The sequence below is a fragment of the Rhodococcus jostii NBRC 16295 genome (assembly GCF_001894825.1).
In the GTDB taxonomy this organism is placed as follows: domain Bacteria; phylum Actinomycetota; class Actinomycetes; order Mycobacteriales; family Mycobacteriaceae; genus Rhodococcus_F; species Rhodococcus_F jostii.
In genome coordinates, this window is sequence record NZ_BCWY01000010.1 from 83,579 (window position 1) to 102,669 (window position 19,091).

Sequence of the window (19,091 nt, forward strand, 5' to 3'; positions counted from 1 at the left end):
CCCAGCATGCCGTTGCCCCGACGGCATCACACTGTTCGCCCGGAAAACGGCGGCTGCGAGCAGCGGTCCCGCCCGCACTCTCTAGGATGTGCGCGGTGTCCACAGGATTGCTGAACGAGCCGCTCGATCGGCTGACGCCGTCGCCGACACCGCACTCGTTCCGGAAGCCGGCGATCCTTGCCGCGGCCGGCGCGGCGGTGGCGGCCCTACTGTTCTGGGTTGTCTCCGCGAGCCTCACCGACGATGCCTACATCAGTTTGTCGGCCGCCCGGAACCTGGCTGTCCACGGCGAGTGGGCGATCGTCCACGGGCTGACCGCGAACACGTCGACCTCCCCGCTGAACGTGCTGGCGCTCGGCGCGTTGACATTCCTGACCAGGCTGTGGGGCCCGGCCGATCCCCTGCTCGCACTCGGAATGCTCAACGTGGCGGTCACCGCCCTGCTGGGGTGGGTGCTGGCGCGGATCGGTCAGCGGCTGGGGCTCGGAAGTGTCTGGGCGTGGCTCGCCGGTGCGCTGGTGGTGTTCAACCCGTTCGTGTTGTCCGCGGTCGGGCTCGAGGTGCTGCTGATACCGGCCGCCGTCGTGGTGATGGTGTGGTTCGCCCTCGACGGCAGGGCCGCGTGGTTCGGTGCGGCCGCGGGCGCGGCGGTGCTGGTGCGTCTGGACCTGCTCGTCTTCGTCGTCGTCATCGCGGCGTTCTCGCCTGCAATCCGCATGCAATTGCGCCGCACCGCCGCCGGCTTCGCCGCGGTAGCCGGCCCCTGGTACGTGTTCAGCTGGGTCGTCCTCGGTTCGGCTCTGCCCGACACCTTTCTGATCAAGCAGGGCCAAGCCTCCGACGTGGGCGGCTTCAACTACCTCACCGGCCCGATCATGTATTTCGAGTCGAACCCGTGGCGAACCGTGGCATCGTTCGGGCCCGCCGCCCTCGCAGTTCTGCTGGTGGTGCTCGCCCTCGCCTCGTACGCCCCGTCGTGGCAGCGAACCGCCCCCGTATCGGGGCCGCTGCTCGCGCTCGGACTGTCCGGCGTCCTGTACTACATCGCCTACGTCGTCCTCGACACCGTGCCGTACCACTGGTACTACGTGGCGCCCGCGACGACGCTGGCGATCTTCGCGGTCCTCACGGTCGGTATCTACTGGACCACCGCACGCGGCACGTCGGATCGCGGCGGCGCCGGCGCGCTGGCCGTTCTGCTCGCCGTGCTGGGAGTCGGCGCGGTGTACTACGACGTGGAGGGCGGTCTCCCCTGGGCCGCGCCGCCCATCTTCGGCAACTGGGCGAGCGCACACGACTACGAGCGGGTCGGCCGCGCGGTCGGTGCCCTGGTCGGTGATGCGCCGGTGAGATCGCCCGGTGAGATCGGCACCCTCGCCTACTTCTGTGAATGTGTCATCGTCGACGAGTTCTCCGACCGCGGATTGGTGGTCGAGGACCGGTTGGTCCCCCGGCTGGCCGAGGCGAACGAACCGGCCCGCGCGCTGCTGCGGAGCAATTACGCCTTCTTCGACTACCGCCTCGCACCGGTGAACCCCGCGTTCGATCTCCGGTACGAGGAGGGAAGCGGACCCGGTGGGCACATGTCGTGGGACGTGTTCTCCGCCGCGCGAGGCGTCGGCCACTTCACCCTCGTTCCGCTCATAGGCTGACCACGCCTTCCGGCTCTCTTGGCGCGGCGACTTCGTGTCGAACCGACGGGTTCGCGGCAGGCCGTAGGAGAACACCGGAATGGTTCGTCGGTTTCTGTCACTCGACGTGCCCGTCGCCGGAAGCTCGTCTGAAGCTGTCCCGGTCAGCGCCCCCCCCGGAATGAAGATCGTCACCGGACAGGGCTACCGGGATTGCGCAGCTCACCGAGTTCCGGTCAAGGGCCGGCCTTCGGGACGGTGCCGGTTAGCTTTCCCTCAAGGAGATGGCGCCGTGCGATGGCGCAGCCGATGACTGGACAGCCCACCGGCTCAGCCGGGTATGCCCGCCTCAGGCAGCCGGAGGAGATCGAGCATCAAGAATCCGGGGCGCTGCAGCAGCTGCGCGTAGTCGTCCGGCCACGCCTCGCGCATGCTTTCTGCGGGACGTGGCTCGATGACCTGCCGGATCACGAAGCCGGCATCAGTGGCTGCCGCGCACGTCTCGCTGAGCGGCTCGCGCCAGAACTGCACCTCCTGCTCGCCGCCATCGAGGCGCCAGGTGTCTGTTTCCAGCACCACATCGAAATACGAACCGCCCTTACGGAGCCAATCCGTTGCCGGGTGCTGCGTCGAGATCACACACCGACCACCCGGCCGCAGCATCCGAAAGAACTCACGGTAGGTCGCGCGACGATCCGCAGCGTAATGAATCGCCAAGGCACACAGGACGATATCGAACGAACCATCGCAATACGGTAAGGGCTGGTCGAGGCTGGCTTGCCGAATCTCCGCGCCCTCACCCACGCGATGGCGGGCGAGCCGGATCATTTCCTCGCTGCCATCGAAGGCCCGCACCCGAGCCCCACCCTCGATCAACTCCTGAAGGTAGAAACCGGGACCGCACGCCGCATCCAAAACATCCAGGCCCGCGACCTTCCCCACAGCGGCGAGCATCGCGGGCCGGTCATAGTGTGCGTTGTACGCCCCACCAGCCGCATGATCGTCGAAACTCTGCCCCATCGCGTCGTACGCCGCCCAATGGTCCATGCTGAAAAACGATACTTCGTCCGCGGGACCGCTTGCCGAGCAGCGATCCTCGCTGAGAATCGTCAGGCCCGCCCGTTGAATGAGTCCACGGCGGCGGTCACTGTGGCGGCGAATCCTTCTCCGCCGTGGCCGGCGTCGTCGAGCACAATCAGCTGACTGCCGGGCCAGGCTTCGGTGATCTTCCACGCAGTATCCAACGGGCCGGATACATCGTAGCGGCCGTGCACCAAGATCGCGGGGATACCGGCGAGGCGGCCCATCCCGCCGAGGATCTCGTTCGGAGCGAGGAAGCAGTCGTGAGCCCAATAGTGGGTCACCAACCTTGCGAACACGTTCCGGAAGGCCGGATCGGCATAGCGCGGGCTCGGACGCCACCCCGGCATCAGCGAGACGTGCGTGTCCTCCCACTCACACCATCTCAACCCCGCCATCTCCCGCACTTCGGGATCCGGATCGGCCAGCAAACGTGCATACGCGGCCGCGAGATTCCCCGTCCGCTCGGTCTCCGGCACCGCCGCGACAAACTGTTTCCACTGCTGCGGGAACACCCGTCCCATGGCACGGGTGATCCAGTCGATCTCGGTGCGGGTTCCCGCCGTGATCGCTCCGAACACCGCCGCGATCACCCGCTCCGGAAACTTCTGTGCATAGACCAACCCCAGGCTCACACCCCACGACACTCCCGTGACGATCCACCGTTCGATCCGAGATGTTTCCGCAGACACTCGATGTCGTCGACCAGATGATCAGTCGTGTTCGTTCCCAGGTCGTAGCCGGGGCTCTCTGCCAAGGGCCGGCTGCGACCACACCCGCGCTGGTCGAACAGCACCGCACGGAAGGCGGACGGGTCGAAGTAGCGCCGCGCTCCCACGCTGGCCCCGGAGCCGGGTCCACCATGCAGATACACCACCGGGATCCCAGTCGGGACCCCTACGGTTTCCCAGTACACGCGGTGACCATCGGAGACATCAAGAAGCCCGGACTCGTACGGCTCCGCTGCCGGATACAGTGCATCACCCACCGGCTCAGCCTATTCACGAAGGAAGCCGGTCTGGTCGACGAGCTGCCCGCTCGGTGAGGCACTAACACCCAACGCTCTGGATCGATCGCAGATCCGCCAAGAGCGGATTCACCAGTGGACGATGGGCTTCGGACGGCGCTGGTGCCCCGACGGGCCCTCAGCAGTCAAACACTGACCCGTTCGTCGTCCCGATTCGGGATTGCTGTCAAAGGCTGCCGATCACTCTTTGGCGGCCTTTGTCGGACCAGACCGCGACGGCATCGACGAGTCGAGGGGTCATGAATCCACCGCTATCACCCCACGGCCACGCGACATGCGCCTTCAGTGACCTTCGATCTCACCAACACGGCCGGCACCGTGGGTTCCTGGCGGGCACGGTTCGATGCGGTCAATGCCGAGGCGCTGCGGTGCTTCGTTGCCGAGTTCGCCGACGATCCGCGGTTTGTCGTTCTCGACTGGCAACATCCCGGGTACTGGTTCGACGCCGCGGAGCACGTCGCTGCTGAGGACTCGGAGTGGCATGTGTCCGTATATCCAAACGGCGACTACTACATCTTCCTGCGAGAAGACTTCTCCGCCAGCACATTCGGCCATCCCTGGGAGCCCACGCTGTGCGTGTTTGGTGAACGACTCGTCAACACCCTTGGTCGAACCTTGGCGACGTGGCTTCCACACAAGCGTGTCAATGGTCAGCCGTACGACCGAGACGGATAACCGGACTGTCCTCGATCGGGTAACTATCGGCGACCGCTCATCGATCCCCAGCAGATGCAAACTGGAGCTGTCCAACCCATTAGAGTCCTACAGCGCCATCAATCTGTTCCCGCAGTAAATCAGCGTGGCCGTTGTGCCGGGCGTACTCCTCCAGCATATGCGTCAGCACCCAGCGCAGAGATACCGGTCCTTCGCCGGGTTCGTTCCCGGTGACCTCAATATCTGACACTGAGTTGACGTAGTGATCCGCGAATGCGACCTCTGCTCGCCACGCTTGAAATGCTGCGATGACCGTCTGATTGGTTGCGCCTATCACGTCGAATTCGTCGCCTGGAGATGAGAAAACTGCGGAGGCTTCTTCACCTGCCATTACTTGGCGGAACCAAAATCGTTCGGACTCGGCGGCGTGCCGAACAAGCCCTAACAGTGACAGTGAGGAAGGACTCAGCGGCTGAAGCGCGAGTTGCTCAGGGGTGGGACCGGCACACTTGAGTTCCAATGTGTTTCGATGCCACCGCAGAAACGCCAGCACGCTTGTTCGCTCGTTGGCTTGCGTGGGACGTTTTTCTCGCACGATTCTACTGCTGTCGATGAAGGGCGCAGCTGTCATGTTTCATCCTTCTCGTTCGAATCCTCGGCCTACGCTGGATCGATCCTGCGTAGCTTGCCAGGCCAACCGACAACCCCGCCGTCCGCACAGGCCTGATGCCTCAGATCCATACTCTTCACTGGATCACACGTTCGGGTTCGGGTCGAGACTTCCACCATCGGTGATCTGAACAGGCGCAGTTCGATTCCTACTCCTTCGCCTCCACCAGAAGTTGCCGAGTGCGCTGTCGGCGTTGGTGCCGATGTGGCGGCGGTTGTCGACGTACGGTCCTTCACCACGATGTTGTCGGTGGCTGTCGATTGCGTTCATGCCGCCTGCCCCACACCCTGAAGTCGAAATCAGGCAGAGAAAGAGCGGCAGAGGCTCCGGGAATTCAGTCGAGAACCCCCTCGCTGACACGGAACAACCGAGCAATCCGTCGAACCGTGCCATGTCATTTTGACGGACACATTCGCCATCGGCGGATCGCAGGAAGATTGGACCGGCTCGCTTGGTTTCCGGTAGCGGATCCTCAATCGGAGCTGCACTATGCTTCTGCCAAAACCATGCGTGTTGCGATGACCGCTGGAATCCGCCTTGCACGCCACGGTCCGAGTGGTGCACCAGCGCCGAAAGATCCTGGTCGTCGCGGGTGCGGGACCAGACCCCCATCTCCAACGCGTCCAGCCGGCGGAGTATCCGCGTTGTCGACGTCGTCCAGCGCGCTCAGGACACCGCGGATGCCGGTGACGGTAGCCGCCACGGCTGGGGCGTGTTTACGATCTCGGTGTGTGTGGTCATGGCGAGATCCTTCGTTGTGGGATGAGATTCCTACCTGCTCGCGGCGGTCGGGACGAGCACGAAACCTGATGCGGTCCTGCGCACGCGTCCGCCGGTGGGGTGAGTGAAATGGCTTCCTAGCAGCAGGATTTCGGTGTCAGCGATGCTCGACAGCGTAGTCTCTCGTGTGCGTTCCGACACAGCCGGATCGACGTCCACTCCGCAGCACAGGCGTGGGTGGGCGAGCTGGATGGGGTGGTGGAGGAAGTCCCCGGTCACTAGCGCGGTCTCGCCGCCGGAGCTGATCCGGACCGATACGTGCCCCGGGGTGTGGCCCGGAGTGGGGAGCAGTTCGACTCCGTCGGCGATCTCGACAGGCGTTTCGACGGCGACGAGTTCATATTGACCGGCCCGGCGGACCGGGGTGATCGAATCGGCGAACATTCGCTGCTGGTCTTCGGTCAGCGCTGCCGCCGACCAGTAGTCCCATTCGGTGCGAGCGACGAGGTAGCGGGCATTCGGGAAGGTCGGCTCCCACTGCCCGTCGCGCAAGGTGATGTTCCACCCGACGTGATCGCGGTGGATGTGCGTGTTGATCACGAGGTCGACCGAATCCGGATCGAAACCGGCGTCGCCCAGCCGTGGCAGATAGTCGCCGTCGAGGTTGTTCCACGCCGGGTTGTCCCGGACCTTGCCGTTTCCGACACCGGTATCGATGACGATGCGGGTACCGCCGATGTCCACGACGAAGCTGTGCACCGACAGGCGGATGTCGCCGCCGTCGTCGGTGGCCGACGGGTCCAGCCACGGTTGGCCGGCCACAAGTTCGGCTGTGGCGTCGGGCAGGAGCCAGCTGCCCTGCCCTTCGAGTACGACTTCGTCGACGCGACCGATGGACGCGTCCCCTATCGTCCAGTGCGCTGATGTTCCGGACACGATCAGCTCCCTACGCTCGTTGCGGCGGCCTGGCGGTCGATGGTGGCGTTTCGGTGCCAGGTTTCCGGCGCCGCGAGCAGGTCAGCGAGTCGGTGTGCGCACACCGCCAACAGTTTCTCGCCCTTGTCGGCCGTGGCGAGTCGTGCGTCGCCGGCCACACCGGATTCGGTGATCTCCTCGAAGGAGCGCCAGAGGTACACGGGGACGTTGTCGGATTGCAGTCCGCATTCGGGTCCGTGTGCGTCGGAGAGGCGGCCCAGGACCACTAGCTCGGGGTGCGCGGCGAGCATCATCGACGTCTCCCCCTCACACGCGTGCATCACACCGCTCTGCCCCTCCAGGATGTCCGCGACGTCGTCCGCCGCCGCGGTCAGGTACGTCGTCACGGCGATAGTGACGGGCAGCTCCGCGGTCAGTTCGTTGACGATGGCATTGAGCGCCGAGATGTTCCCGCCGTGCCCGTTCACTATCGCGATCCGGGTGAATCCGGCGCGCATGATCGACCGGCAGACGTCCCGGAGCACCGCGTGGTAGGTGGGCAGACTCAGCGTCAGAGTGCCGCCGAAACGCATGTGGTGTTCCGCCAGCCCCCACCACAGTGTCGGTGCGACGACGACGGAAAGGCTTTCCCCCAGTTGGGCTGCGACTCTGTTCGCCGCCTCGGTGGCGAGCAGCGCGTCCACCCCGGTGGGCAGGTGCGGGCCGTGTTGCTCGATCGATCCGACCGGGAGCAGTACCAGACCGTCGAGTCCCGCCCGCTCTCGCAATTGCTCCGCGGTCATCTTCTCCCAGGAGTACTCCATGTCGCCCTCGTCCTCCATAACGCTGTCAAGCCTCGACCAAAGTTAGATTGGACTGTACAGTACACCCCTATCGGTAGCGGTCGCCAGAGCCCACCAAGCCGGCAATAGCCAGTTCGCTGACGTTTCCGCACGAACCCCATCGAGGAGCCCCATGGATACACATACCCCTAGCCCCGGCGTTCCCTTGACCATCGCCGCCCGGCTGAATCGCCTCCCGGTCACCCGGCGGCACAAGAAGATCATCGCCATCATTGCGTTGGGCAACTTCTTCGAGATCTACGAACTGTTCCTCGCCGGTGTACTGGCGGCCACCTTGAAGACCAAGTTCGCGCTCACCGGCTTCGACCTGTCGCTGGTGCTGGCCTCGGCGTTCGTCGGCGCCTTCGTCGGCGCCGTCCTGATCGGCCGGATCGCCGACCGTCTCGGCCGCCGGCGCGCGTACATGATCACCCTTGGCTTGTACTCGGTGTTCACGCTATTGGCCGCCTTCTCCACCGATCTGTGGATGCTGGTGCTGTGTCGTTTCATCGCCGGCGTCGGACTCGGCGGCGAACTGCCCGTCACCGACTCCTTCCTCGGTGACATCCTGCCGTCGAAACGACGCGGCTACTTCGTGGCGTGGGCCTTCACGCTCTCGTACACCGCGGTCCCCGTCGTCGGGTTCGTCGGCATGATCGTGGTCGATGCCAGCCCGCTCGGGATCGACGGCTGGCGATGGATGTTCGCCCTGGGTGCGCTCGGCGCCCTGATCACCTTCATCCTGCGGCGGCACCTACCCGAGTCGCCGCGCTGGCTCGAATCCGTGGGCCGGACAGACGAAGCCGAAGCCGTCACCCGCGAACTCGAGGATGCCGCACGTACGGAGGGCTGGGCCGCCCCGGCCGAGGACGAGGCAAATTCTCCCGTGAGCACCGGACCGGTGAGCGCGTCCGCGATGCTGCGGAAGCCGCTGTTGCGCCGCACCATCACGATGGCGATCGTCTGGATTCTGGCCGTCGTCGGGTACCACGGATTCAGTAGCGTTGCGACGCTCGTATTGACGGGTAAGGGAATCAGTGTCACCAATTCCCTGCTGTATGTCTCGCTCGCCTTCGTCGGATACCCGGTCGGCTCGCTGTTGTCGATGCTCGTCATGGACAGGTTCGAGCGGAAGTGGCTTCTCGGTGGCTCGCTGGTCGTGATGGCCGCGCTCGGTCTGGCCTACGGAAATGCGGTCACGCCGGTGTGGATCGTGCTGTGGGGTTTCACGTTCACGGTGATCGCGAACCTGATGTCGAATGTCACCCATGTGTATCAGCTCGAGCAGTACCCGACAGCCATCCGGACCACCGCCACAGGCCGGCTCTATTCACTGGGACGTCTGTCGACCGCCGCCGCGCCGCTCTATCTGATTCCTATGCTCGAACACAGCGGCGCCGGAGCGGTATTCACCCTCGTGGCCGCAGCCCTGGCGGTTGCTGCGGTCGTCACCGTGGGGTTCGGTGTTGCCACCACCGGGCGGACCCTCGAGGAGATCTCGCCCGGCGACGCACCGACGGCAGTGGTCAACCCGCGACCGGCGCGTACCGGGCCATGAACGTGGCGACAGACTCCTCGACGATCTCGTCGGCGGGCGGGAGATCCGTAGCGAACTCGACGATGCCCATGACCTGAGGCCACAACGTCACTTCCTGGAGTAGCCCGAAGAACTGGTAGGCGGCCAACTCGGTCGAGCGGCATTCGATGTGTCCGTCGGTGACCAATCGGTCGAGTTGGCCGACCAGCGCTTTCAGCAGAGGCTCCTTGCCGGCCCGGTAAAACTCCTCGGCTATCCACGGCAGTCGCCGAGATTCGGCCACCACCAGGCGGATGAAGCTCACTTGGTCGGTCTCGGCCACGAACGCGAGGATCGCCTGGGCGAAGCGTCTTAGTACTGCTTCCGCCGACTGCGGCGCACTGTCCACCAGGTCGTCGATGCGCCCGGTCTGCAACAACTTCGACCAGTGCCGATCCAGCATCGAGCGGAAGACGGATTCCTTGCTGCCGAAGCGGTTGTACAACGTCTGGCGTGCCACTCCCGCCGACTTCGCGATCCGATCGAGGTTGACCCCCGCGTATCCGTCCCGCAAGAAAAGCGCCTGCGCGGCGTCGAGAATCTTGGCCGTCGTCTCGGACTCGGACACCACCACGCCACCTTCTAAATGTGCCACGCCACCCTCCAGTCTCATGCGATCTGCCACCCTCTCAACCCGCGAAAAGCCCCTTCTCGTAGACTGTACTGTACAAGCTAGACGTGATGGCATTTCGACAGTCGCAACGTGTGATTGTCGACAGACCTCGACAACGGGCTGGACCTTGTCGTCGCGCTAGGGCATGTCTCCTAATAACTTGAGCCACTCGACGATGCCGGCGAGCAGGAATCCGGCGCGGTAGGTGAGGGCGAGTTTGTCGTAGCGGGTGGCCACCGCACGCCACTGTTTCGCCTTGTTGAAGGCCCGTTCGACCACGTTGCGTCCCTTGTAGGACTCCGGGTCGAAGTTCGGTGGCCGCCCGCCCGAGCGGCCCTTGTTCACCCGGTTCGCTGCCTGATCGGTCTTTTCGGGGATCACCGCCTTGATGCCTCTGCTGCGCAGCAGTTCCCGGTTTGCCCGTGATGAGTACGCCTTGTCGGCCCGGACCTCGTCGGGGCGCGTGCGGTGCGCTCCGCCGGCGAGCCGCGGCACGCAGATGCCCTCCAGCACGTGGGCGAACATCGGACTGTCACCGGCTTGGCCGGGGCCGACCAGCACCGACAGTGGGCGCCCGTGACCGTCGCACGCCAGGTGCGCCTTGCTGGTCAACCCGCCCCTCGACCGGCCGATGCCGTGATCGGCAGGCTCGTCACGCAGGTTCGTGTAATTCGGTAGATCCCCCTGTGTGGCGGGCGGCGTTCGCACCGTGCTGATGGACACGGACCACTGTGGAATCGACCGATACCGCCCAGTCCAGGTTCCCGCCGGCGTCGGCCATCGCGACCAGAGCCGTCAGCACCCGATCCCAGGTTCCGTCTCCGGCGTAGCGGCGATGCCGCTTCCACACCGTCTTCCACGGCCCGAAATGCGACGGGAGATCTCGCCAGGGCACCCCGGTCCGCAGTCGATACAGCATCCCCTCGACCACCACACGATTGTTCCGGAACTTCCGCCCCCGGAGCCCATCGGAACTGGGCAACAGCAGCTCGAGCAACTCCCACTGCTTTGTCCGTCAACACCTCAAACCGATCAACAACGTCTGCCACACCGAAGAGTCTGCAGCACAACACCACAAATCATTGGGAGACACACCCTAGAGCCGATCATCCTGAACGAACGACAACACCCTCGAATCCGACTCCATGGCGGATTCGACTACCCTTGCGGCACTTCAACAATATGACGGAGAGGGCCCGTCGGTACGGCAGTACGGACGGCTCGAGCCTGGAGAGCGCGGCCTTCGCCGCGAAGGGGCCCGTCCCCCACCCCGAGAGTGGACGTGTCCAGCCCGACAGAGTCGACCTCGGCATATTCGCCAACCGGGAACACCGCCCCATATCCAGCACGGTCGACGCTCTGATCCCGGGCCTGACCCGGCTGATGCACTGCCACACGAAAATTGCCCCCACCATCAGGTTGCGCTTCCGACTTATGTTGCCCTGCCGGCCGCGTCTACCCGCCAGGCATTGCGCTGGACACGCCGGTAGAGTTCGTCGTCCTACCCGTGTTCGGGCTGATCGTTGGTTCGGCAATGGCTGGCCTGCTCGCCCTCGTGCACTGCACGTCACTCTTCAGCGCGTGCAGCAACCCGTGACACGCCACGAACCGCAACGAGCAATCTGAAGGCTTCAGCCTCGCCCCAGTGCGGCCCGCTTCGGGATCGCTGACCGGTCAAGGATCTGCTTGCGGGGAGGGTGCGGAGGCTGAATATCTTGGTCGGTCAGCGGCAACGGCAAACGCATACAACGGGTGCGTGGTGTGCAGCGCCGGCCTATCTTGCTTACTGCGGATCCGTGATGTCCACCGGATCCAGACGCCGGCGGCCGCGGGTGCCGCATCGCTCGATCCTCAGCTGCCTCCGCGGATGATTCCCGCCCGCGAAAGCTGGCCCATTACATCGATCAGCCAGGAAGTTACTGCAGGCAAAAATGGGGACCAGAAGTTCCAGCTGTCTCCCGCCAGATGAATGAAGCTGTCCATCTCAATCACCTTCTGCGAGCAGTGGCTGGCGAAGTCGCCGGGGAGCACAGGCCACGATAATCGACATCCGATGGCCGACGGCCCAAAACAGGAGGAGGGAGCGGCACGCCTATGGTGACGGTCGATGCTGATCGGTGACCGGTCGCCCCGATCACCCACCGGGTTCGCAGACTTCGATTGGGGCGTGGCCTGGTCGTGCGCCTAACCCTTGGGTGTTGTGGGTGGATGCAAGTGATAAAAGTTCTAGCCATGATCCTCCCGAAGGTCCGAGACCCACGCTTCGTCACGATCCGCCGTGGTGGGACCCTCACCGACTCGGATCACAAGCTTCTGGCCCTATGGGCGGCATCGTGCGCGGAGCACGTCCTACAGCTGTTCGAGTCGACTCGGCCGGAGGACCCACGACCGCGTCAGGCGATCGAGTATGCCCGCGCCTGGGCGCGCGGGGAGGTCAAGATGATGCAGGCTCGCGCAGCGGGCGGCCATGCGATGGGCGCGGCCAGAGACCTGCGTGGAGCAGCACGGCACGCTGCATACGCTGCGGGGCAGGCCGGAGCCGTCGCGCACGTTGCAGCGCACGAACTCGGTGCTGCCGCCTATGCGATCAAAGCCGCACGTGCCGCCGCGCCAGAGGGTGAGGGCGAGGCAGCAGGACTACGTGAGTGCCAGTGGCAGCGTGAACAACTCCCTGAAGCGATTCTCGAGCTCGTACTCGACGACCAACGGATGCGGAACGACATCTGCTGGTCAGTGTTCGACTGCTGAGGGCGCGTCGGGGCGCCAGCGCCGCCCGCATGCCCATCCATGACCGGACATCGTCTGGAGCGTGTCACGGCAGAGGGCGCTGGCCGCTCTCGATTCGTTGTTTCCGCGCCCTGAACTCTCATCCTCCGAAATCTCCGCCAACCCCGGCCTGAACCACCGACACACCCGGATGACCGCTAGCCGATCCCCGTTCGGTCAGCCCTGTGCACGGTCGTGAAATCATGACACGAGATCCCAACCGACTGACGACTAGGACTATCGTTATGCCGGCTCGCTCATCACGCCGAAATGGCGCACCCTCCCGGAAAGGCCTGGAAGCTCTTGCACGGGCGACCAGGTGCGCAGCCCATCCGTGCTGTCGGAATAGAGATACTTTCCTTCGGTATAGGCGTCGAGATATATCCGCCAGGCGTCGTTCGGCAACTGAACCAGGGCTGGGCCCTCCAGCAGCGAGCCCCAATTTCCAGGCGGGACGAATGAATAGGGTCCCGTCACCGACGACGCGACCGCATGCTCGATCACCTTCTTCGTCTCGTTCTTGGTAAACGCATGATAGGTCGATCCCACCTTGACCACGGTGGTGTCGATGTGGTCCGCGCCGATCCCGGCGAGCGGAACTGGCGGGCTCCACAACCTGAGCGATGGTTCCAGCGCCGTCATCAGGTACGGCACGAATCCCCCACCGGTCGACAGCGACAGGATGACGTTGACGCGGTCGCCGTCCACGAACCATTCGGGCGCCCAGGCCTTCGTGGTGAACGGCGACAGCGACGGTCCGTCGCTGAACCCGGCCGACCCCGAGGAGCCCGGCGGGCTCGCCGAGCCCGTTCCGTCTCCCGTGCCCGGCAGGAAGGCGCAGCAGAACGGGACCGGCCAGGCCCCCAGGAACGTCCAGTCGATGCGGTCACTACTGCGCGCGAAGCCGATGTTCGCCCCGTCGACTGTCGTGTAGGTGAGGTAGTAGAACCCGTCCGTGTGCCGGAAGATGCTCGGGTCACGCACCACCCCTGACGGAGGCCGATACGCCGACTGTCGGACGGGTTGGTATCGAGTGGCGTCCCCAGACTCGTATACATCCATGTCGCGGTCGCTGGCGTTGCTGAAGGCCACCATCGTGTATCGCCAGGCGGGCGGTGCGGCGCCGCTGCTCCCCGGGGCCGCGACCAGCAAGCCTGCGACAGCGAGCATCACCATCGATATGGCGGAAAAGCAGTTTCGATTGGTCAGCGTCACCGCTGCAGTATCCATGACAGCAGGCGCACCATGCGTAACTTTGGCCGCAGGCAGTGGATCGTTACCGACGGCGGTGGGGTGACGCCGTACACGAGCGAGGGCACCCCCACACATAGACAGCGACCCGTCCCCTTGACGGATCCGCTACCGGCAATCGAGCGCCCGTCGACTCGGATCGCCGTGTCCCTGAATAGGTAGGGTGTGCCAGTGATCGTCGCTGTCGAAGGGCCCAGTGCCGCAGGAAAAACCACGTGGTGCCGCGCAACCGGCGGCCAGTTCGTTGCCGAATACACCCCGACAGGGCAGGAACCGGACGGATCCGATCTGGCGGAGCAGGCGACCTACTGGGCGCAGGTCAACGCGCACCGGTGGACACAGGCGCTGACCTTGGAGGGCGCCAGCGGTGTGGCGGTATGCGACAGTGACCCGCTGAAGCTGCATTACAGCTGGTGCCTGGCCGCGGTGGGTGCGGCACCGGTCACGCGATTCGAGCACGAGCTCGCCGCAGTCCGGAAGATGTTCACGGGGCGTCATCTCGGATTCGCCGACGTGGTGCTGTTGTCGATCCCCGATCCGCAGCAACTGGTGACGCAACGCAATGGCGACCGCAGCCGCCGGCGCGGTCATCTCGACTTGCATGCCCGACTCTCCGATCCGCTGGCCGAATGGTACGCAGTCCTGGATCGACTCGACCCGGGCCGCGTAGTCGACGGGTTCCCGTCTGAGCTAGACATTGCGACACTGGCACCACCGCGGCCCGACCGCCACGACATCGAGCTGCTGGAAGGATTGGTCGCCGAGCTACCCGCACTGTGACGCACCAACGCTCTGGATCGAACGCAGATCCACGAGGCGTGAATTCACCAGTCGAGGATCGTCATCCGGCACGTTCTCGATGCTTCCGTGATGTCGCCGGTGACACCACGTACGCCGGCGCGGTCACACTGGTCGAATGAGCATCACACGGTGTGTCGATCTGTCGGCTCCGCGCTGGCTCGAACAACGAGAGGAGGACTGGCGGCGGCTGGCGGCCAGGGGGCCGGTCGCCTTCGACAAGTACGCGCGTCTACGGTTCATCCCCGACCCGAGCTATCCGGCGCAGAGGGAAGGCGATGCCCAACGCGACCCGGAGGGGCTGTCCGACAACGAACAACTCGAAGTTGTCCTGGCCGAGCTCGCACGCTGCACCGGTACGCCTGATGATTGCTTCTTCTGCATCTGGGACGGATGGCCGAGCTTCACCTCCGACGATCCGACGCCGAAGGTTTCGATCCCGAACCGCGACTACTTCCTGTTCCACGGAACCCTTGGTGACTTCGCCGATTGGGATGCCCAGATCAAGACACTGCTGGATGACCTGGGCGACATTGGTGGCGCACCTACTCCCGCGTTCGTGTGGCCGGCCGATCATGCATGGTGCGTGACCTGCGACATCGATCCTCATTGCGCGTCGATCGGCGCCGGCCTGGACGCGATCGATCGGCTCGTGGCCGACCCGCGTGTCGACGTCGTCGTGGATGATCCAGCTAGGGAACCGCCGTACTACTCCTGAGTGGAAGTCACTGTCGTGATACCTGTTCCGGTCGACGAGTCCCACGACAGATGTAGGCCGGCGGGGATGGAATTGGGAAGGACCGGCTGAGGATCCGCTCGCGGAACCACCTGTCCGCCGGCGCTGTCGGCCAGACCGTCTCGCTGGTGGTTCGGCATTCGGGACGCCCGCCGAGCGAAAACCGGCAATCGAAGACAGCCTCGGCAGCACCCGCATGAGCAGACGGGTCTTGCGGTTGACGGTGGCGACAGCCGATCCGCTCGGCTGTCGCCACGATGATCCCTTCGGGTCCGACGAAGCTCGACAGCTCCGCACCGGCGCCGCCGTCCAGTGGCCGCAGCATGGCGATCTCGCCGCGGGAGTAGCGGATGCCGTGTCGGATCGCTGACAACCGCGTAGCGAAAAGTTCTCGGAAGAAATCCGGGAGGCGGTGTCGGATCGGGGCGGTGGTGTTCGTAGAAGGGGTGAGGCCGCCCACGAGGGGCGGCGCCAAGGCAGAGGAACCGCGATCATGAAGCTGACGACCATGACTCAGGTCACCATCGATGGAGTGATGCAGGGAAACGGCGGCGCGTCGGATGAGGACCGCAGGAACGGATTCGAGCGCGGCGGATGGGCCCGGGGGGCGGGTGACGACGAGACCAGGACGTTCATCACGCAGACCTACCAGCGCGCCGAGGCGTTCCTGTTCGGCCGGCGCACCTACGAGCTGTTCGCCGGCTCCTGGGGATCAATCGACCAGATGCGCGCACATCCCATCGGCGTGGCCTTGAACGAGGCCCCCAAGTACGTTGCCTCGACCACGCTCACCGCACCGCGATGGGAGGACACGACCGTTCTCCGCAGTGACCTCGCGGCGGCCATCAGCGAGCTGAAGGCCAAGCCCGGGGGCGAGCTGCAGGTGCACGGCAGTGGCACCCTGACCCGGTGGCTTCTGGAGCACGATCTGGTCGACGAGATGACGCTGATCGTGATCCCGGTGATCCTCGGCCAGGGCGCGAGACTGTACCCGGAGACCGGCCCGGATCTTGCGCTCGACCCGGTCGAGTCGCGAGTTGACTCGAAGGGCGTAACGATCCAGGTCTACCGCCCGGCCGGGCGCCCGCGGTATGCAACGGCCTGAAGTTCCTGACCACCGAACCACGATGTCTTGACACCACAGGAGATGATCTTCAGATGCAGTACCTGATTTCCGTGATCGACGACAAGAGCAATCCCGGCAGCACGGACAGGGAGCCTGCCATCAGCGCGTTCAACAAACGACTGATCGCCGAGGGCTACTGGGTCTTCGCGGGCGGACTCGCGGACACCGACGCGGCCACGGTCATCGACAACCGAGGCGAGCAGGCGGTGTTCAGCGACGGGCCTTTCGTGGAGTCGAAGGAGTACCTCGCCGGCGTCTGGGTGTGGGAGGCCCCCGATCTGGATGTGGCACTCGAGCTCGCCACCGAAGCGTCGAAGGTCTGCGATCGGAAGATCGAGGTGCGGCCGTTCCAGTGAGCGACGTCGAGGAGGCGATCACCCAGGCCCACCACGAGGAGTGGGCCCGGGTGGTCGCCGCCCTGACCAGGCGCTTCGGTAACCTCGACATCGCCGAGGAGGCAGCGGCCGAGGCGTTCACGACCGCCGTCGAGCGGTGGCCGGCCGACGGCGTACCGCCCAACCCCGGCGCCTGGCTGACCACCACCGCCAACCACAAGGCCATCGACCGGATCCGGCGCGAGAACAAGCGCGACGACAAGCACAAGGAGGCTCAGATGGTGTACGACGATGACCCGCCCGAGCCTCTCGGCGCCATCGACGACGACCGGCTCCGGTTGATCTTCACCTGCTGTCACCCGGCGCTGGCGATGGAGACCCGGATGGCGCTGACGCTGCGGATGGTCGGCGGTCTGACCATGCCCGAGATCGCCCGCGCCTTCCTGGTGGCCGAGAGCACCATGGGGCAGCGGATCACCCGCGCGAAGGCCAAGATCAAGGCGGCCCGCATCCCCTATCGCGTGCCGGCCGCCGCGGACCTCCCGGCACGCGTCTCCGGCGTCCTCGCCGTCCTCTTTCTCGTCTTCAACGAGGGCTACCTGGCCACCGGCCCCGACACCGATCCCCTACGCCACGACCTGACCGCCGAGGCGATCCGGCTCACCCGCCTGATCCGTGGCCTCCTGCCGGACGACGGTGAGGCGGCCGGGCTGCTGGCACTGATGCTCCTCACCGAGGCCCGCCGCCCCGCCCGGGTCTCGGCCAGCGGCGAACTGGTCCCCCTGGCCGAGCAGGACCGTGGCGCCTGGGACGCGACGCTGATCGCCGAGGGTCACCGGCTGGTGCGCGAGCGCCTCACCGCTGCCGCCGCCGGGGTGGCTCCGGGTCGCTACCAGATTCTCGCGGCGATCAACGCCGTGCACACCTCCGCCCGCGACGTGCGCGACACCGACTGGTCGCAGGTCCTCGCCCTCTACGACCAGCTCGTCCGCCTCGAGCCCTCGCCGATCATCGCCCTCAACCGGGCCATCGCCGTCGCGGAGCTCGACGGCCCGGAGGTGGCACTGGCGGCCGTCGACCGTCTCGAGCACAGGTTGGCCGGCTATCACGCCTACCACGCGACCCGCGCCGACCTGCTGCGCAGGCTGGGCCAGAGTCAGCAGTCGCGCGCGGCGTACGACAAAGCCATCGGGCTGGCGGGCAACACCGCCGAGACCGCCTACCTGACCCGCCGCCGCGACCAACTGCGGTAGCGCTCACGGATCGGCGAACGGGATACAGGCGTGAGCCTGGGTCTGGTGAACTACCGAAGTGACTGCACGTAGCCGTTCTGCCGATAGCTCGAGTTCGGTTTCGTCGTTGGCGATCTATGGCGCCTTCCTGGGAGTGCTCGCGTCGTTGGCGTGGAGGTGGATCGGGCCGCCGACATTCGGGCCGCCGGGCCCGGTACGTGCGATTGCCAGATTCTCGGCCGAGCCATCGTCCCCATCCTGGGTACCGACGTGGCCCTGGATGGCCGCCGCACTGATCGTGCTCGGGGCCGTAGTTCTCGCGGCTGTCGGGTACGGATTGACAGGTTCTCGATGGTCCTGGGTGCGTGATGGGCGTGGCAGCCGACGCCCGCTGATCACGCTCCTGATGGGGCTCGGATTCGGCGCAGGTGTTGTCGCCGCAGCTGTGCGGCAAGAACATGTCGAGATCCCAGCTCCGGCTCCGTCCCAGCATCGAATCGGCAAGACGACAATTGGAGGATGGATCCCATGGCACACGTCAAGCGTTTCGACCACATCGGCATCACCGTCGCGGACCTCGACTCGGCAACTGCGTTCTTCGTCGGACTGGGTCTCGAGGTAGAGGGCACCGGATCCGTGGAGGGTGAATTCGTGGAGACCGTCTGCGGCATCCCCGGCGCGCACTGTGAGATCGCAATGCTGCGGCCGCCCGACGGAGGGTCCCGGCTGGAGCTCGCGACCTTCGTCACGCCCGACCACGTGCCCGGATCGCCAATGGCGATGGCCAACGAGCTTGGGTTGCGCAACGTGTCCTTCGAGGTCGGCGACCTCCAGGCGGCCGTCGACGCGGTGGCTGCGGACGGGTACGGGCTCATCGGCGGCATCGGCGAGTACGAGAACAGCGTGCGGATGGCCTACGTGCGTGGGCCCGAAGGGATCATCGTGTCCCTGTTCGAGCAGATCGGCTGACGCGCGTGCGCGTTACCCACCTGTGTGAATCCGTCGCCATGGACGCGGCGGCAGCTCGACAACGTTGCTGATTGCCCGTCTGTAGCCGTCTCGTACGCCAATCGTCATCCGGTGCGGTTGTGCATCTGCTGGCCGCCGCTATCGAGGAGG

The 19,091-nt window shown here is 65.3% G+C and carries 18 protein-coding genes and 1 pseudogene; 10 read left to right on the forward strand and 9 right to left on the reverse strand.

From position 1 onward, the window contains the following. Window positions 1-95: 95 nt before the first annotated feature. Window positions 96-1,652 carry a glycosyltransferase family protein gene (locus RJ1_RS09330; RefSeq protein ID WP_073359676.1) on the forward strand — a complete coding sequence of 519 codons (1,557 nt, stop codon included), beginning with the start codon at window positions 96-98 and terminating at the stop codon, window positions 1,650-1,652. 309 nt (window positions 1,653-1,961) lie between these two features. Here the strand turns inward: RJ1_RS09330 and RJ1_RS09335 are convergent, their stop codons facing one another. Next, window positions 1,962-2,678 (reverse strand): class I SAM-dependent methyltransferase, encoded by a 717-nt coding sequence (locus RJ1_RS09335; RefSeq protein WP_073359677.1) that lies wholly within the window; start codon window positions 2,676-2,678, stop codon window positions 1,962-1,964. Between the two features lie 62 nt (window positions 2,679-2,740). Further along, window positions 2,741-3,699, reverse strand: a pseudogene (pip, locus tag RJ1_RS09340) (prolyl aminopeptidase). A 324-nt stretch (window positions 3,700-4,023) separates the two neighbouring features. Here pip and RJ1_RS09345 point away from each other — a divergent pair. After that, window positions 4,024-4,413: a DUF2716 domain-containing protein gene (locus RJ1_RS09345; protein WP_338049608.1), complete on the forward strand. Its 390-nt coding sequence runs from the start codon at window positions 4,024-4,026 to the stop codon at window positions 4,411-4,413. 79 nt (window positions 4,414-4,492) lie between these two features. On the opposite strand, the gene RJ1_RS09350 is transcribed toward RJ1_RS09345, so the two are convergent. From RJ1_RS09350 to RJ1_RS09365, 3 genes are all read right to left on the reverse strand, one after another. Beyond that, window positions 4,493-5,023: a DinB family protein gene (locus tag RJ1_RS09350; protein WP_083400827.1), complete on the reverse strand. Its 531-nt coding sequence runs from the start codon at window positions 5,021-5,023 to the stop codon at window positions 4,493-4,495. Window positions 5,024-5,833: 810 nt separating this feature from the next. Continuing rightward, entirely contained in the window at window positions 5,834-6,718 is an 885-nt protein-coding gene (locus tag RJ1_RS09360) for an MBL fold metallo-hydrolase (RefSeq protein ID WP_073359679.1), read from the reverse strand. Window positions 6,719-6,720: 2 nt separating this feature from the next. Beyond that, on the reverse strand, window positions 6,721-7,521 hold the full coding sequence (locus RJ1_RS09365) for a creatininase family protein (RefSeq protein ID WP_143049030.1): 801 nt from the start codon (window positions 7,519-7,521) through the stop codon (window positions 6,721-6,723). Between the two features lie 151 nt (window positions 7,522-7,672). On the opposite strand from RJ1_RS09365, the gene RJ1_RS09370 reads away from it, so the two are divergent. Next, a complete protein-coding gene (locus tag RJ1_RS09370; RefSeq protein WP_073359681.1) occupies window positions 7,673-9,097 on the forward strand; it encodes an MFS transporter in 1,425 nt (474 codons plus the stop codon). Here the strand turns inward: RJ1_RS09370 and RJ1_RS09375 are convergent. The 3 genes from RJ1_RS09375 to RJ1_RS47565 all read right to left on the reverse strand — a co-directional run bounded on the left by RJ1_RS09375 (window position 9,066) and on the right by RJ1_RS47565 (window position 11,711). Then, window positions 9,066-9,710 (reverse strand): TetR/AcrR family transcriptional regulator, encoded by a 645-nt coding sequence (locus tag RJ1_RS09375; RefSeq protein ID WP_205415430.1) that lies wholly within the window; start codon window positions 9,708-9,710, stop codon window positions 9,066-9,068. The genes RJ1_RS09370 and RJ1_RS09375 overlap by 32 nt on opposite strands. Window positions 9,711-9,866: 156 nt before the next feature. Then, window positions 9,867-10,725, reverse strand: a protein-coding gene (locus RJ1_RS09380) for an IS5 family transposase (RefSeq protein ID WP_255284871.1) whose coding sequence is annotated in 2 segments (ribosomal slippage) — window positions 9,867-10,418 and window positions 10,420-10,725 — 858 coding nt in all. Because the reading frame shifts where the segments join, the coding sequence is not laid out codon by codon here. Between the two features lie 854 nt (window positions 10,726-11,579). Continuing rightward, complete coding sequence (locus tag RJ1_RS47565; protein ID WP_255284872.1) at window positions 11,580-11,711, reverse strand: hypothetical protein; 132 nt, start codon at window positions 11,709-11,711, stop codon at window positions 11,580-11,582. Between the two features lie 249 nt (window positions 11,712-11,960). Here RJ1_RS47565 and RJ1_RS09395 point away from each other — a divergent pair, with 249 nt between their 5' ends. Beyond that, window positions 11,961-12,476, forward strand: a complete 516-nt coding sequence (locus tag RJ1_RS09395) for a putative immunity protein (protein WP_073359686.1) — start codon at window positions 11,961-11,963, stop codon at window positions 12,474-12,476. 261 nt (window positions 12,477-12,737) lie between these two features. Here RJ1_RS09395 and RJ1_RS09400 read toward each other — a convergent pair whose 3' ends face one another. Further along, window positions 12,738-13,724, reverse strand: coding sequence for a glycoside hydrolase family protein (locus RJ1_RS09400; protein ID WP_073359687.1), 987 nt, complete (start codon window positions 13,722-13,724; stop codon window positions 12,738-12,740). 186 nt (window positions 13,725-13,910) lie between these two features. Between RJ1_RS09400 and RJ1_RS09405 the strand changes: the two genes are divergently transcribed. The 6 genes from RJ1_RS09405 (at window position 13,911) to RJ1_RS09430 (ending at window position 18,941) form a co-directional block, all read left to right on the forward strand. Next, window positions 13,911-14,525, forward strand: a complete 615-nt coding sequence (locus tag RJ1_RS09405) for a hypothetical protein (protein WP_073359688.1) — start codon at window positions 13,911-13,913, stop codon at window positions 14,523-14,525. Window positions 14,526-14,661: 136 nt separating this feature from the next. Further along, the gene (locus tag RJ1_RS09410) at window positions 14,662-15,261 is read left to right on the forward strand and encodes a hypothetical protein (RefSeq protein ID WP_073359689.1); all 600 of its coding nucleotides are present in this window, start codon (window positions 14,662-14,664) and stop codon (window positions 15,259-15,261) included. 511 nt (window positions 15,262-15,772) lie between these two features. Further along, entirely contained in the window at window positions 15,773-16,384 is a 612-nt protein-coding gene (locus tag RJ1_RS09415) for a dihydrofolate reductase family protein (protein WP_073359690.1), read from the forward strand. Between the two features lie 53 nt (window positions 16,385-16,437). Beyond that, window positions 16,438-16,761 (forward strand): YciI family protein, encoded by a 324-nt coding sequence (locus RJ1_RS09420; RefSeq protein ID WP_073359691.1) that lies wholly within the window; start codon window positions 16,438-16,440, stop codon window positions 16,759-16,761. Then, on the forward strand, window positions 16,758-17,993 hold the full coding sequence (locus RJ1_RS09425) for an RNA polymerase sigma factor (protein ID WP_073359692.1): 1,236 nt from the start codon (window positions 16,758-16,760) through the stop codon (window positions 17,991-17,993). The genes RJ1_RS09420 and RJ1_RS09425 overlap by 4 nt, the downstream gene beginning before the upstream one ends. Window positions 17,994-18,500: 507 nt before the next feature. Beyond that, complete coding sequence (locus RJ1_RS09430; protein WP_073359693.1) at window positions 18,501-18,941, forward strand: VOC family protein; 441 nt, start codon at window positions 18,501-18,503, stop codon at window positions 18,939-18,941. The last annotated feature ends 150 nt before the right edge of the window (window positions 18,942-19,091 follow it).